This window comes from Rhodanobacter koreensis, assembly GCF_054782855.1.
In genome coordinates this window covers 391,667-408,358 of sequence record NZ_BAAGRR010000001.1, presented here as the reverse complement: position 1 = coordinate 408,358, position 16,692 = coordinate 391,667, and the positions used below count along the sequence as shown (strand labels likewise).

Here is a 16,692-nt window from a genome sequence, read left to right as displayed (position 1 = left end):
GCATGGTGACCCGTCGACAATTCCTGCAAGGCGCAGCGGCCCTTGGCCTGCTCGGTCGCCTTGATCCCGCTGCCGCCTTCGCCGCTCCACGCGTCGCGGGCAGACATCCGGGCGCTGGCCAGGCATCGTCGTCGGCTGCCGGTGTCTCGCGGCACGTCGATGTATTCATCGGCACGGGCGGGCATGGCCACCTCTATCCCGGCGCGTCGATGCCGTGGGGCATGGTCCAGCTCAGCCCCGACACCAATGATGCGGGCTGGGATGCCAGTTCGGGATACCACCAGGGCGACGGCTCGATCATGGGTTTCTCGCACACGCATCTCAGCGGCACCGGCGCCAGCGACATGCTCGACGTGCTGGTGATGCCGGCGCAGGGGCCGGTGCTGCTGCAGCCGGGTGCACGTGGCCTGCCGGACGAGAATTACCGCTCGCGCTTCGACGGCGCCGCGCATGGGCCGCAGCTGTCACCGGACAGCGTGGCGCATCCTGGCAAGGGCTATCGTTCACGCTACGACCGCGCCTCGGAGCATGGCGTGCCCGGCTATTACCGCGTGCACCTCACCGATCACGACGTCCTCGCCGAACTGACGGCCACGCTGCGTGCGGGCCTGCATCGCTACACTTTCGGCAAAGGCGGCGACGCGCATCTGCTGGTCGATCTCGCGCATGGTTTCCACGACGACGCCAAGGTGCCGTGCAAGGTCAGCGACGCGACATTGCGCATCGTCGGCAACGACACCCTGGTCGGCGGTCGCCGCGTGCATCAGTGGGCGGACGGGCGGCATCTCTATTTTGCGATGAAGCTGTCGCGGCCATTCGCGCGTGCCTCGCTGTACAGCGAAGACCAGCCGTTGCCGGATGGCACGTCCGAGGCCAGGGGCACGCATCTGAAGGCCGTGCTGCATCTCGACGATGCAGCGCATGCGCCGCTGCTGGTCAAGGTGGGCATTTCGGCGGTCGACATCGATGGAGCCTTGCGCAACCTCGATGCGGGCATTCCCGATTGGAATTTCGAGCGGGTGCGGGGAAGCGCGGCGGAAACCTGGGAGCGTGAGCTTTCGCGCATTCGCATCGAGTCATCGTCCACGTCGGTCCTGCGCAGCTTCTACAGCGCGCTGTACCACACCATGCTCGCGCCCACGCTGTTCAGCGACGCCGATGGCCGTTACCGCGGCATGGACCTGGCCGTGCACCAGCTGCCGGAGGGCGAGCACAACTACAGCACGTACTCCCTGTGGGATACCTATCGTGCGCTGCATCCGCTGCTGACGCTGTACCAGCCGGAGCGCGTGCCGAACCTGGTCAACGGGCTGGTGCGGATGGCCGCGGAAAGTCCCGCGGGGCCGCCGGTGTGGCCGCTACAAGGCGTGGAAACCGGCTGCATGATCGGCTACCACTCCGCCGTGGTGATCGCCGAAGCGCAGGCCAAGGGTTTCACCGGCATCGATTACGCGCGCGCGTGGCCGATCTATCGCAAGCGCGCGATGGACGACGACTATCGTGGCCTGCCGTACTACCGCAAGCTGGGCTACATCCCCAGCGACAAGGAGGGCGAGGCCGTCAGCAAGACACTCGAATACGCGTATGACGACTGGGCGATGGCGCATCTGGCCGAGGCGGCCGGCGCCAGGGACGATGCCGAGGCACTGCGCCGGCGTTCGCGCAACTATCGCCATGTCTTCGACAAGAAGCTGAACTTCATGCGGCCACGTGGACTGGATGGCCAATGGCTGGAACCGTTTGATCCGCGCAGCATGGGCCATTCGGAACAATGGCGCGACTTCACCGAGTCCAACGCGTGGGAAGCGACCTTTCTCAACCAGCATGACCTGTATGCGTACATGGACATGTTCGGCGGCCAGCAGACGTTCGAGCGCAAGCTGGACGAGCTGTTCACCACCAGCTCCACACTACCGGCCGATGCGCCGCCGGATATCGCAGGCATGGTGGGCCAGTATGCGCACGGCAACGAGCCGAGCCATCACGTGGCCTATCTCTACGCGTATACCGGCGCGCACTACAAGACGCAGGCGCGCGTGCGCATGTTGCTGGACACCATGTATCCGCCGGATCCCGATGGCCTGGCCGGCAACGAAGACTGCGGACAGATGAGCGCGTGGTACGTGCTGAGTGCGCTGGGCCTGTACGCGGTCGATCCGGTAAGTACTCATTACGTATTCGGCAGTCCGCTGCTGGATCACGCCGAGGTCGCGCTTGCCGGTGACCGGAAGCTGATCATCCGCACGATCGGCAACGGGCCGGAGCGGTCTTATATCGAATCGGTGCAATGGAACGGCAAGCCGTGGACACGCAGCTGGATCAGCCACGCCGAACTGGCCGCTGGCGGCACCCTGGAGTTCCGCATGTCCGCGACGCCGAACCGGCAATTCGGTGCGGCCCTGGCCGATCGGCCGCCAGCGTTCGGCATGCCGGCCACGGCGGCGGTTTCTCTCGCTGCCACCTGAGCAGCGTGTGCTGAAAACCTCGCGTGTCGGGCAGAAATGCCACGGGATCGCATGACTCGAAATTCGCGCGACAGTTTTGTTGCGTTGCAACTTGCCTCGATCTAAATATGAAGTATTAATTCACCCATGCAACGGCGGTGTCGCGCTGGGCTGCCTCAAGACCACCCTCGTAACGCTCGGGAGGGGATGCGCGGGGCTCGTTCGGCAGGTTGACGACGTGACAGCTCCGCCGATTCAGCGCGCTGAGCGGAGCGGTACATCCGGGTGGAGCGGTACATGAAAGGTGGTGGCCAAATGCATTGCGCGATACGTGATATCGACTCGTTGCCCACCGGTCGTGAAGGAGCCATGCCCGTTGCGGCAACAGTTCCACGCTTCGATGAGCGACATGCATGGCTTGCCGCTGATGTCGGCGGCACCCATGCCCGTGTCGGGCTGGTTGCCTTTGGTCCGGATCGGGAGACCCCGACGGTACTGACCCACCGTACCTACAAATGCGCCGAGTACGCGGGCCTGGATGTCATCGTGCGGGCATTCTGCGATGAGTACGCCGTCAGGCCGCAGCAGCTCGCGCTCGCCTGTGCGGGTTTCCTGCATGAAGGCCAAGTGGTCAGCAGCCACCTGCAGTGGCCGATCGTGCCGGCAACACTCGAGCAGGTGCTGGCGCTGGACGAAGTCAAGGTCATGAACGATTTCGAGGCACTGGCATATGCCACGGCCTATCTGGACGTGGCCAGCATGATGCCGCTGCAAGATCCGCGACCTGGCGCAGGCCCCGTCGTGGTTGTCGGGCCGGGAACGGGACTGGGCGTGGCGGTGCGTCTGCCCGGTCCGCGACCGGTCGTCCTGGCCACCGAGGCGGGTCATATCCAGCTCGCCGCGCGCGTGGGTCGCGAGCAGCAAGTGCTGGGCGAGTTGGCACTGGCCGACACCCATGTGCCGTACGACCACGTGTTGTCCGGCCCCGGTCTGTTGCGCCTGTATCGCGCTTTGTGCCGGCTGGAACGGCAACCGGTGGTGTTCGACCAGCCGGAGGCCCTTACCGCGGCAGCGGGTGCCAACGAAGATGCACTGGCCGTGGAGACGCTGCAGATGTTCTGCGGATGGCTCGGCTCGTTTGCGGGCGATCTGGCCATGCTTTATGGCGCGACCGGTGGCGTCTATCTCGCCGGCGGTTTTCTGGCCCGCACGATCGGGTTCGTGCGGAAAAGTGCTTTCATCCATCGCTTTCTCGACAAGGGTGCCATGCGCCCCTTCCTGCAAACCATTCCCGTGCATGTGGTGGATCACGGCCAGCTAGGCGTCATTGGCGCAGCGAGCTGGCTGATGAATCGTCCCGTCCACGATCAGGCGGGCTGAGTCCATGCGCGACGAGCAGCAAGCAGGAACGAACGGTCGCAGGTCGTGGCTGATGGATCGCGTGCCATCGTTTTGCATGGGGGCGTGCATGGTTGCCGCCATCTGCGGCACGGCGGCGATCGCCGCCGATGCGCCACCTTCGGTGACTCCACCGGATGCGGCAACGATCGAGCAGCAGTGGGTGGCTGCCAACCGGCCATACGACGGTGCGCGCAAGGCCATCCTCACGCAGGTCCGCAAGGTCGCCTGGCAGGGACCGATGCAGCCGGAGTGGCAGAGCCTGACCGCTTACCGCACTCCCGAGTGGTATCGGGATGCCAAGTTCGGCATCTTCATCCACTGGGGTGTGTATTCGGTGGCAGCCTACAAAGGCGAGTGGTATCCGCGGCACGCCTACGAACGCACCGGCGAGTACGCCAACTATTACCAGCATCAGGTGGCTACCTATGGGCCGATGCCCCAGGTCGGCTACAAGGACCTGATCCCGCGTTTCAAGGCCGAGCATTTCGATCCGCAGGCCTGGGCGAAATTGTTCCGCGAGGCCGGTGCGCGCTATGTGGTGCCGGTTGCCGAGCACCACGATGGCTTCGCCATGTACGACTCGAAACTGTCCGACTGGACCGCGGTGAAGATGGGCCCGCATCGCGACGTGATCGGCGAACTGGCCAAGGCGATCCGCGCGCAGGGCATGAAGCTGGGCCTGTCGTCGCATCGGGCCGAGCACGACTGGTTCTATGAATACGGGCGCACCTTCAATTCCGACGTGAACGATCCGCGCTACGCCGCGCTGTATGGCCCGGCGCATCCGTCGGAATCGGCCAAGGGCGAAGACGGCCAGGAGGTCGATTGGACGTTTGTGTCCGACGCCTACCTCGACGACTGGCTGGCGCGTTCGTCCGAGATCGTGCAGGACTACCACCCTGACCTGATGTACTTCGACTGGTGGGTCGGCCAGCCGCGTTTCCGCGGCGCGCTGGCCGAGTTCGTCGCGTTCTACTACAACCAGGCGGCAGCGCGGAAGCAGCCGGTCGTGCAGTTCTACAAGCTCGACGACATGCGTCCCGGCACCGGCACGATGAACATCGAGCGCGGGCAGGCGGCGGATATCCGCCAGGAGCCATGGCAGACCGAAACCTCGGTCAGCCCCGATTCGTGGGGATACGCCGAAGGCGATACCTACAAGTCACCTGACGAGATCGTGCAGTTGCTCGCCGATGTGGTCAGCAAGAACGGCAACCTGCTGCTCAACATCGGCCCCAAGGCCGACGGCACCATCCCGCCGCAGGCAACGCACATCCTGCAGGCGATCGGCCAGTGGCTGCATACCAATGGCGAGGCGATCTACGGCACGCGACCATGGCGACGCTTTGGTGAAGGCCCGACTCAAGTGGTTGCCGGCACGATGGAGGACACCAAGACCAAGCCGTACACCGCGGAGGATTTCCGCTTCACCACGAAGGGCTCGCAGCTGTACGCCATCGAGATGGCGTGGCCGACGACGGGCCATGCGCTGATCCATTCGATCGGCCCGGCGACGAAGGTCACCTCGGTGACATCGTTGGCGACCGGCAAGCCGATTGTCTTCAAGCAACAGCCCGATGGCCTGAGCCTCGATTTGCCGGCGCAGCCGGCCGGTGTGCATGTCTATGCGTACCGCATCGGGATGGAACGCCCCTGATGCGGATGCATACGACCATGATGAAGTGCCTGTTCGTCCTGCTGTGCCTGGTCCTGCCGTTCGGTGCATCCGCACATGCGCCGAGTGCGCTGTTCTACATGCTGGACTCGCAGAAATCGATCGACTCGTTCGTGCATCACGCCGACAAGATCGATGTGCTGGTGCCGACCTGGTACAACGTGGACGAGGACGGTCTGGTCTCCGGGCAACCCAATCCCTACGTGATGCAGGTTGCCAAGGCGAACGGCGTGACGGTGATGCCGATCGTTTCGGCGGGTGGCGATCGTGCGAAATTCCATCAATTGCTGGGCAACGAGAAGGCCAAGCAGGCGATGATCGGCTCGCTCATCGGGCAGGCCACGCTGCACGGCTTCAGCGGCTTCCAGTTCGACTTCGAGAACATCGCCTGGACCGATCGCGACGCACTGACATTGTTGACGAAACAGACGGCCGAGGCACTGCACAAGCATGGCCTGCAGTTGTCGATGGCCGTGGTGCCCAATGCGCCCGGCTATGCCGGCGGCGGCGCCTTCAGCAAATGGATGTGGCAATACTGGCGCGGTGCCTACGACCTGAAGGCACTGGTTAGGGTGCTGGACCTGGTCTGTCTGATGACCTACGACCAGCACACGCGCTGGACCACGCCTGGTCCGGTGGCCGGCATGCCATGGACCATGGAGCACCTGAAATACGCACTGGCTGTGGTGCCGAAGGAAAAGCTCTCGCTGGGCATTCCGCTGTACGGCTACCACTGGTACGCCGGCAATCCGGTGCACGCGGATGGCAAGGAGTCGTCGAACATTTCGGCCGACTACATCGACGCCGATGAATCGCTGCCGCTGGCCAAGCAATACGGTGCCACGGTGCAGTGGGATCCGGTCGAGCACGAATCCTGGTTCTACTTCTATCGCGACCAGATGCGCGAGTGGGTATTCCTGCCCGATGCGCATGCCTTCCGCGACCGCTATGCGGTGGTGAGGCAATACGGCCTGCAGGGATTCTGCTCGTGGGTACTGGGGGCGGAAGATCCGCAGATTTGGGATGAATTGCCCGCGACCGGGCGTCGTTCGTCTCAGGCCAGTTCGGCAACTTCATCTCGGTAACGGTGACGCGGGACGTGGCAGGAGGGTTGAAGGCGGCACTTGATTTGGATCGATACAGACGTTCATGAGGTCTTCCGTCGAAGACCCGGGTACGTCGAGTGGAAGGTGGCGGAGGGTGGTTTATCGGCGCCGGGTTTGGGGACCCGGGGTTTCACATCACAGATCGGGTTTCAACGGGGAGAGGGCAATCATGGGCAAGATCCGTTTTCATCGTAGCGTGCTGGCCAGTGCCATGGCGCTGGCGCTGTTCGGGCCACCGGCTTTCGCGCAGTCGGCGTCGTCCGGCAGCGATCAGCCACCTGCTGCGCAGCAGGCGTCATCGAGCGCGCAGCAGGACGAGCAATCGTCCAGCGCGACGGACAAGAACAAGGCGGTCAAACTGAAGGAGGTCACGGTCACCGGCTCGATGATCCCGCGCGTGGAAATCGAAGGTAATGCGCCCGTGGTCAGCATCACCGGCGAACAGATCAAGCAACAGGGCTTCACCACCCTGTGGGAATTCCTGGATTCGTTGCCGCAGGTGGGCCAGCAGACATCGGACCCGTCCTCGTGGGGTTCCAGCTCGGTCAATGCGCGCTCGGTCAACCTGCGCGGCGTCGGCCCTGGCTTCAGTCTGCTGTTGATCGACGGCCATCGTGTGGTGGATTACCCGCAGCCGTTGAACAAGCAGAGCAACTTCCAGAACTACAACAACATCCCTACCGGCATGATCGACCATATCGAGGTCCTGGCCTCCGGCGCCTCGTCGATCTACGGCTCGGACGCAGTGGCGGGTGTGATCAACGTGATCCTGAAGAAGAACTACCAGGGTGACGAACTGCAAGTCACCGGCGGCGGTGCCACCCGCGGTGGCCGCGCCTATGGCGACATCAACTTCTTCGGTGGCAAGTCCGGCGACAACTGGCACATCCTCTACAACGTGGAGAAGTCCAACCGTACGGCGTTGTGGGGTAGTGATCGTCCGTATCAGGACTCGGTGGCCTCTGCAGGCTACGGTTCCTGGAGCCCGGCTTCGCGCATGTTCGGCTACCAGTACGACGCGCAAGGCGCGATTGCCCTCTCCGCGCAGAACGGCTCGGGCCAGTACCTCACGCCGCCGGCGGGCACCTGCGGGAAGTTCACGAACTCGCAGTTGAGCCAGTCGCATACCGTCACCACCAATGGCACCCAGATCGCCAACGTGACGAATAATGGTTACTACTGCTCGCAGCCCACCTTGTTTCAGAACTGGGTGCTGACGCCCGGCAGCATCAGCAACAACGCTTACCTGGCCGGCGAGTACGATTTCAAGGGCAGCAGCCTGCAGCTCTATGGCTCGGTGGCCTTGTATGACACGGTGGGCATCTCCAACACCCAGTTACCCGCATTCGCCACCGGTCCGTTCTATGACCAGAGTACGGGGCAGGTCATTAGTCAGGCCGTGCGCCAGTTGACTGCGCAGGAAATGGGCACGTCGGCCAACACCCACGACCGTGAGCAAAACTGGAACATCCAGACCGGCCTGCGGGGCAGCTTCGATGACAGCCGGTTCAACTGGGACTTGAACCTAAACAGCCAGAAGTACACCGTGCGCGAGGACTACACGGGCATCGACATCAATGCCATGACCAACTTCTTCCAAGGCAAGCAGTTGGGCACCACCACCGTCTCGGGCAACAGCAACGTCGATGGTGGCGCCAGCACCACCATTCCCATTTATGCCATGAACTGGCAGCAGTGGTGGAACCCCATCACGCCGCAGCAATACAGCCAGTTCGGGGTTAATGGCGAAAACACCTCCTCGTCGTGGCTGGACCAGGTGCAGTTCCGCATCAACGGCGACCTTTTCAAGCTCCCGTGGGTGAGTGAGGAGCCGATAGGCTGGGCGGCGGTGCTGGAGGCCGCGCACAACGGCTTCCTGCTCTCGCCCGACGCGCGCGGTGACAACAACAATTTCCAGAATCCGTTCGGGGCGTATCTCACCGGCGGCGGCACTCGTCAGCGCTATTCGTTCGGCAACGAATTCCGCGTACCGATTCTGGATTCGGTGACATGGACCATCTCCGGCCGTCTGGACAAGTACCACGACGCCAGCCGCGCCGACGTGGCCCGTACCTGGGGCACGGGCCTCGAATGGCGGCCGTATGACGGTCTGCTGCTTCGCGGTAGCTACGGCACCAACTTCAAGGCGCCAGACATGCAAGCCGTCTACCTGACCGGCTCCACCTCGCCGATCGGTGATTACATCGATCCCTTGCAGTGCATCAACGCCATTAAGGCCGGTCAGAGCAACAGCACGTGGTGCAGCCAGGTGCAGCGCTCCACCTCGCAGTACTACAACCTGACTACGGAAGGCAGCCGCTTGTTGCAGCCGCAGACTGGCCACTCCTGGACCTATGGTTTCGTGTGGCAGATTCCGGGCGTGCAGGGCTTGTCGTTCTCTGCCGACTACTGGCACATGGGAGTGGACAACGCCATCGAGTACCTCGACCCGGCCACCGTGCTGGTCGACGAGGCCGGTTGCCTGACCGGCTACCAGGCAAACGGCACATCGGCTTTGTCGCCGTATACGGCGCACGTGCCGGGTTCGGCGTATTGCAACATGGTGACCCAGATGGTCCAGCGCAATGCGGCTGGCCAGATCGTTTCGGAGGAGTCCGGCCCAATCAACGAGGCTTCGCTGTACGTGAGCGGTATAGATGCCTCGCTGGACTACAGGCTGCACACCGAGGATTACGGTGACTTCAGCGCCAACATCAACTACACCGACAACCTCGAATACAAGCAGCGTGTGCTGGCTTCCGACGAGCTGCAAAACACCCGCTACAACAATGTGGCGAGCAGGATCACGTGGATCGGCGACTGGCACAAGGGCGACTGGGACGTGTCGATCTCCGGTGTGCGCGACGGCAGCCTGCGCTCCCCGAACTACGGTAGTTGTAATACGCTGCCCAATGGCATCCAGCCGAGCATGATTACTGTGCAAAATGGCACCGAGACGGTTCCTACCGGTGTTTGCCAGGTGAAAGTCAATGGCACACCTGTAACCGTTAGCGACACCGAGTACGAGGGCCATACGCCGGTGTGGATTACCTGGAACACCTCGATCGGCTGGCAGATCAACCCGGATACCAAGTTGAAGTTCACCGTGTCCAACATTTTCAACAAGGTCTCTTCGATTCCGTACTACGCCGGTGGCTTCGAGTTCGTCACGACGGGGCAGACCGGCAGTGAATACAACGGTCGCGAGATGTTCCTCACGTTCGACTACAAACTTGATTGAAGCAGGCTCAACTGAGGCAGGCTCGATTGAAGGTGATTTGAGCGGTTCTGCCTGGTCGGCCCCGGCAATGCCGGAGCCGACCAGCGCACGACGGCCAGTCGTCCTATTCAAATGGCTGGAGCTCACAATGTTCAAGACCCTTGCGACCTGGTGGCTGCTGCTTTCCGTCCTGCTGGCAGGTGTCTGTGCTGCGAGTGATATCTCGATCATCCCGAAGCCGCAGCAGATGGAGGTCGGCGAGGGCAGTTACCGGCTGGATGCGCATACCGGAATCGTTGCTCCCGGGGATGCGCGTTCGCGCGAGATCGCCTCGTTCCTGCGTGATGCGATCCACGAGCAGACCGGCATCGCCGTATCCGCGGGTCATGCCGCGCACGGGATCGCGTTGAGGATCGATTCATCCGTGCACGGCGACGAGGCGTATCGACTGGAGGTGACACCGCAACAGGTCACGATCAGCGCGGCGACCGACAAGGGTCTGTTCTGGGGTGTGCAGACACTGCGGCAACTGTTGCCGCCTGGGAAAAGTACGTCGATGCAGATTCCGGCCGTGCGCATCGAGGATGCGCCGGCGTTCGCGTACCGCGGTTTCATGCTTGACGTCGGCCGGCACTTCTATCCGGTTGCCTTCATCGAGAAGCAGCTCGATCTGCTCAGCTACTACAAGATCAACGTTTTCCACTGGCACCTGACGGACGACCAGGGCTGGCGTATCCAGATCAAGCGTTATCCGAAACTCACCGAGGTCGGTGCGTGGCGCACCGAGGCGGACGGCAGCCGCTACGGTGGCTTCTACACGCAGGCGCAGATCCGCGACGTGGTCGCATATGCGCGCCGACGCAACATCATGGTGATCCCGGAGATCGAGATGCCGGGACACAGCATGGCGGCGCTGGCGGCATACCCGGAGCTGTCATGCACCGGGAAGGCCCTTGCCGTGCCGACGACCTGGGGCGTGTTCAAGGACATCGACTGCGTGGGTGACGCGGGTACCTTCACCTTTCTTCAGAACGTGCTGGATGAAGTGCTTCCGCTGTTCCCCGCGCCCTGGGTGCACATCGGTGGCGACGAGGTGCCCAAGGATCGCTGGCACGACTGCGCGTCCTGCCAGCAGTTGATGCATGCACAGGGATTCAAGGACGAGGACGGTCTGCAAAGCTATTTCATTCAGCGCATCCAGCGTTACCTGGCCGGCAAGGGCAAGACCCTGATGGGCTGGGACGAGATTCTCGAAGGCGGCGCCAGCCAGGACGCGATCATCGAGATCTGGCGTGGCGACGACGAAGCGCGCAAGGCGCTGGTGAACGGCAACCGCATCATCGTGGCCGGGCCGTTCTACCTGGATTCGCCGCCGGAAAAGCTGACTGTCGAGGGGATATATCGCACGAACATCAGCGGGTCCGCGGTGCCGGCAGACGACTCCGCCTTCGTAACGCATCGCGCGCAGATTCTGGGTGCCGAGGCGCCGTTGTGGAGCGAGCGCGCGAATCCGTTCAATGCGGAACCCAGAATGTATCCGCGCCTGCAGGCCTTCGCGGAAAACCTGTGGAGCGGCGGTGCACACGATGAGGCAGCCTATGGGGATTTCCAGCATCGCCTGCAGGCGCACTATCCTTGGCTCGATGCACAGCGGGTCGCCTACGGCCCGACGGACCAGCCCGTGGTCGCCTACACGGTCAGCGTGAATGCCGGCCACGACGGCTGGCAGCTGCATGCGAAGCGCGGCTTCGACGACTTGCAAAACCACTACACCACGAACGGCAGGGAACCGACCGCACAATCGCCTTCCTTCGGCGATACCGTGGACATACGCCAGGCAGGCACACTGAAGGTGGCGCCGTTCCGCAGGGGGCTGCGTTATGACAACGCGAGCTCCTTCATGCTGAAGGACAGTCTCGCGCTGGGCAGACCCATCACATTCACGAAACCTGCCTCTTCCACGTATGCACCAGGGAGCGCGCTGGTGGACGGCGTGAGCGGCAGCGATGATTTCCATGACGGTCGCTGGGCGGCCTGGCACGACAGCGATCTCGATGCGACGATCGACCTGCAGCAGAACACGACACTTCATTCGATCGACGTGGGATTCCTGCAGGCGACCGATTCGAGGATCCTGCTGCCGCAGCGGGTGACATTTTCCGTTTCACTCGACGGCAAGCGCTGGACACAGTTGCATGTGGACGAGCCCAGGGCGGATCTGTCGGATACGAAGCCGTTGCTGCGGCGAATCGAGTTCAGTCCAGCGAAGCCCGTGATCGCACGCTACATCCGCGTCGTGGCGAACAAGGTTGAGTCGCTGCCGGCAACGTTTCCCGGCGGCAACAAGGACATCTGGCTGTTTGCCGACGAAATTCGGGTTCGGTGAAACCGTGGTGCCCATCGGGTTCCCCTGCAGCACGAAGTACGTGGCTGCTTCGACCGAATTTCGCGCATCGGCGGAAGCCTCTTCGAGGAGGCGAGGGGTTTGCGCGTTGCAGCATGTGCGAACCGGGAGGTGGTGTTAGCGTTCGATTTCAACCGATCTAAATCAAGTGTTTCCGATTCACCGCCCAAGGGGAAGCTTCATGGCGCATCAGCTGTTTCGCTCGTGGTTGCCGGTCGCGCTGGCGTTGTCCCTGCTGCCCGGTATCGCCGCAGCGGCCACCGGGCATGGCAGTGAAGTTGATCCGCGCATCGGTACCGGCGGCGACGGCCACACCTTTCCCGGCGCCACCGTGCCGTTCGGGATGATCCAGTTGTCGCCGGATACGGCGATGCCGGATTTCAAGCATGCCTACAAATGGGCGGCGGGCTACCAGTATGGCGACCCCACCATCATGGGCTTCTCGCACACGCACTTTTCCGGCTCCGGACATTCGGATCTCGGCGATGTGCTGGTGATGCCGATCAGCGGCGAGGTGAAGCTGGAGCCCGGCGATGCGACGAAGCCGGGCAGCGGCTATCGCTCACGCTTCAGCCATGCCAGTGAAGTGGTGCAGGCCGGTTACTACGCGGTGACGCTGAGCGATTACGGCGTGCGTGCCGAACTCACCGCCGGGCAGCGGATCGGCTGGCATCGCTACACTTTCCCGACCGGCAAGCCGGCACATCTGCTGCTCGACCTGCGTCCGAGCATCTACGACTACCCGGGCAAGGTGCTGTGGGCGGATCTGCGCGTGCATGCCGACGGCACCGTGACGGGCTGCCGCACCACCCGCGGCTGGGCACCGGGACGCGAGCTGTGCTTCGCGATGCGTTTCTCGCAACCGATGACGTCGCGCGAGCTGTACAACCGCGAGACCGGCATCGCCTACAAAGGGTTTGCGGGGCCGGGCAATCAGCCGGAAGATCATGATGCGCAAAACGGCCGTGCGCTGGTCGGCGTGTTCGATTTCGGTGCGCTGAAACAGCCGCTCGAGGTGAAGGTGGCGATTTCTCCGGTCAGCGAGGCGAACGCCGTCGCCAACCTCGATCAGGACGGGCAGGGCTGGGACTTCGACGGTCGCCGCGCCGCCGCGAAAGCGGCGTGGGACAAGGCGCTGTCGGTGATCGACGTGGACGGCTCGCCGGCACAGCGCACCGGTTTCTACACCTCGCTGTATCACGCGATGCTGGCGCCGACGCTGAGCATGGATGTCAACGGCGACTACCGCGGGCCGGATCACCAGGTACATCACGCCGACGGTTTCGACTTCTATTCCAGCTGGTCGATGTGGGATGTCTATCGTGCCGAGGAGCCGCTGATGGTGCTGCTGCGGCCTGACCTCAGCACGCAGTTCATCCGTTCGCTGATCGCCGCGCGCGAAGCCAGCCCGTTCGGCATCCTGCCCGTGTGGGCGTACCAGGGGCTGGAGACGTGGTGCATGATCGGTTACCACGCGGTGCCGATCATTGCCGATGCGTACATCAAGGGCGTGCGCGGCTTCGATGCCGACGCGGCGATGAAGGCGATGGTGGCCAGTGCTACCTATGGGCCCTACGGTGACCTCGCCGACTACATGAAGCTCGGCTATGTGCCGATCGACAAGGAAGTGGAGGCCGCTTCCAAGACCGAGGAATACGCCTATGACGACTGGTCGCTGGCGCAGATGGTCAGGGCGATGGGCAAGACCGACATCGCAGCCACCTTCGAGAAGCGCGCTACGAACTGGCGCAACGCCTGGGATCCGAAAACCGGTTTCATGCGCGCGAAGCTGAGCAATGGCCAGTTTCGCGAACCGTTCGATCCGGCTTTCGCCGGCTACGGCAGCGACTACACCGAGGGCAATGCCTGGCAGTACTCCTGGTATGTGCCGCAAGACGTGGCCGGGCTGATCGGTGCGATGGGCGGCGATGCGAAGTTTGTTGCCAAGCTCGACCAGGTATTCGATACCAAGGTCGATCCGGCGCAGTTCAAGAACGTGGAAGACATCACCGGCCTGATCGGCTGGTACGCGCACGGCAACGAGCCGAGCCACCATATCGCCTACCTGTACGACTATGCCGGTGCACCGTGGAAGACCCAGCAGCGGCTGAAGCAGATCATGGACAGCCAGTACGCCACGCGGCCCGACGGTCTCGCCGGCAACGACGACCTCGGCCAGATGTCGGCGTGGTACGTGTTCACCGCGCTGGGTTTCTACCCGGTGACGCCGGCCAGCGACGAGTACGCGATCGGCCGGCCGTTCGTGCCGAAGGCGGCGATCCATCTGCCGAATGGCCACACGTTCACGGTGGTGGCCGATCACCTGGATGATGCACATCCCTACATCGGTGCGGTGACGCTCAACGGCAAGCCGCTGGATCGTGTCTATCTCCGTCATGCCGAGATCCTCGCTGGTGGTGACTTGCATTTCACCATGCAGGCGAAGCCGAACCGGGCCTGGGGCATTGGTGATGCGGCGCGACCGACAGCGACCAGTCGCTACGGCCAGTAAGGAGCTCCGGGTTCCGGTGAACCGCGTCGTGGAGCGCGGCACAATGGCCCGCCGGCGGCGTCGGCGGGCCGGGTGGATGGCCCGCGAAAACATGCCAGAATGCTTCCAGTCGTCTTCCGGATCGGGCTGGCCGATGCAGCAAGCCAAATGAAAGAGCGGGGCATCATGCGCTGGCGTACAGCCGGCCTGTTAATGGCGGTGCTGGCCATTGTCGGTCTGCCGTTTGCAGTGACGCTTTCCAGTGCGCGTGATACCCAGCTGGCCACGGACTGGGTGATCCACTCCAATGCCGTGAAATCGACCACTTACGATCTCGCCTACGTGGCCCGTGACAGCGAAGGCGCCATCTATCGGCTGCTGGCGGGCGACAGCGATGAATTGACGCAGAAGCGCGCACAGTTTGCCAACCAGCAGGTGGCAGGGCTGTTGCGGGAGCTGCGCGCGATGACCCGGGACAGCCCGGACCAGCAGGTCAGGATAGGTTCGCTGGAAAACGGCCTCAAGGGCCGGCTGGCGTTGATGAACCGGGCACTGTCGCAGTTGCAGCAGGGCGATCGGGAGGAGGCCCGGAAATCGTTGCGCGATGCGGGTGACCTGTTCATCATCAGCAACGACATCGCGGACATCGTGCATCACGAAGACAGTCTGCTGGCGAGCCGCCGTACGACGGTCCAGCAGCATGTATCGAACAGCCACATCGTGCTCAGCATCACCGCGCTGGCGCAGTTGATACTGCTGACGATCATCGTGATCGCGTCCGAACGACAGATCGGACGGCGTCAGCTGGCGGAGACCCGTGAGGGCCGCGCGGTGCTGCGCTCGCAGTTCATCCTGCAGGCCGTGCGCGAGCCGATCGCCCTGTTCGACGAAGACCTGAACAGCCTGCAGGTAAACAACGCATTCGGCGAGATGTATGGAGTGGACCCGCGGCAGCGTGCGCAGCCGCTGGCACAGATCGGCCAGGGCGCCTGGAGCGACAGCGTGCTGCTGCAGCGGCTCAAGGATGTGCTGTTGCGCGACCGTGAGCTGTGGGACTACGACACGATCCAGCGTACCGTCGAGGGCATGGATCGGCACGTGGTGATCAATGCACGCCGACTGCAGCAGCAGGATACCGACACACCGGCACTGCTGGTGACCGTCAGCGATGTCACCGTGCGTGCGCTGGCCGAGCAGCACGTGAACGAGCTCAACCGTCAGCTCGAAGGCAAGGTCACGCAGATTTCCGACGTCAATCGCGAGCTGGAGGCATTCAGCTATTCGGTATCGCACGACCTGCGTGCACCGCTGCGGCACATCGCCGGATTTGCACGCAAGCTGGAGCAGCACCTGGGTGAACGCAGTGACGACAAGACCAGCCACTACATCGAGGTGATCGGTGCGTCGTCGCAGCGCATGGCGTTGCTGATCGATGACCTGCTGGTGTTCTCGCGGCTCGGTCGTGGTGCGCTGCGCCTGCAGGCGGTCGACATGCAGTCGCTGGTCGAGGAGGCACGCGCACTGGCCGAGTCGGGTGCATCGGACCGGCGCATCGTCTGGTCCATCGCGCCGTTGCCGATGGTGATCGGCGACGAGAACATGTTGCGTACGGTATGGCAGAACCTGCTCGGCAATGCGGTCAAATACACCGGCCACTGCGAGGTGGCGCGCATCGAAGTGAGCATGCAGCAGGGACGCAACGGTGATTACGAATTCACCGTGGCCGACAATGGCGCCGGGTTCGACATGCAGTATGCGGACAAGCTGTTCGGGGTGTTCCAGCGGCTGCATCGCGCTTCGGAATTTCCCGGCAACGGCATCGGCCTGGCCAATGTGCGACGGATCGTGGTGCGCCACGGTGGTCGCGTCTGGGCCGAGGCCGAGCTGGGGCAGGGTGCCCGTTTCCATTTTTCGCTGCCGGCTACCGACCTGGCCGGGGCACGTACCTGAG

8 protein-coding genes are annotated in these 16,692 nt (G+C 63.2%); all 8 read left to right on the top strand.

The window, feature by feature from the left end; translation table 11 throughout:
- The first annotated feature begins 2 nt into the window (after positions 1-2).
- Positions 3-2,465, top strand: coding sequence for a GH92 family glycosyl hydrolase (locus ACYVKM_RS01690; protein WP_460875259.1), 2,463 nt, complete (start codon positions 3-5; stop codon positions 2,463-2,465).
- A 348-nt stretch (positions 2,466-2,813) separates the two neighbouring features.
- Positions 2,814-3,824, top strand: a complete 1,011-nt coding sequence (locus tag ACYVKM_RS01685) for a glucokinase (RefSeq protein WP_460875257.1) — start codon at positions 2,814-2,816, stop codon at positions 3,822-3,824.
- Between the two features lie 88 nt (positions 3,825-3,912).
- Positions 3,913-5,502: an alpha-L-fucosidase gene (locus ACYVKM_RS01680; RefSeq protein ID WP_460875255.1), complete on the top strand. Its 1,590-nt coding sequence runs from the start codon at positions 3,913-3,915 to the stop codon at positions 5,500-5,502.
- 17 nt (positions 5,503-5,519) lie between these two features.
- Entirely contained in the window at positions 5,520-6,605 is a 1,086-nt protein-coding gene (locus ACYVKM_RS01675; protein WP_460875253.1) for a glycosyl hydrolase family 18 protein, read from the top strand.
- A gap of 190 nt (positions 6,606-6,795) precedes the next feature.
- Positions 6,796-9,867, top strand: a complete 3,072-nt coding sequence (locus ACYVKM_RS01670; protein ID WP_460875252.1) for a TonB-dependent receptor domain-containing protein — start codon at positions 6,796-6,798, stop codon at positions 9,865-9,867.
- A gap of 127 nt (positions 9,868-9,994) precedes the next feature.
- Positions 9,995-12,232 (top strand): glycoside hydrolase family 20 protein, encoded by a 2,238-nt coding sequence (locus tag ACYVKM_RS01665; protein WP_460875251.1) that lies wholly within the window; start codon positions 9,995-9,997, stop codon positions 12,230-12,232.
- 199 nt (positions 12,233-12,431) lie between these two features.
- The gene (locus ACYVKM_RS01660; protein ID WP_460875250.1) at positions 12,432-14,762 is read left to right on the top strand and encodes a GH92 family glycosyl hydrolase; all 2,331 of its coding nucleotides are present in this window, start codon (positions 12,432-12,434) and stop codon (positions 14,760-14,762) included.
- A gap of 165 nt (positions 14,763-14,927) precedes the next feature.
- Positions 14,928-16,691, top strand: a complete 1,764-nt coding sequence (locus ACYVKM_RS01655; protein ID WP_460875249.1) for a sensor histidine kinase — start codon at positions 14,928-14,930, stop codon at positions 16,689-16,691.
- Position 16,692: the final 1 nt, after the last annotated feature.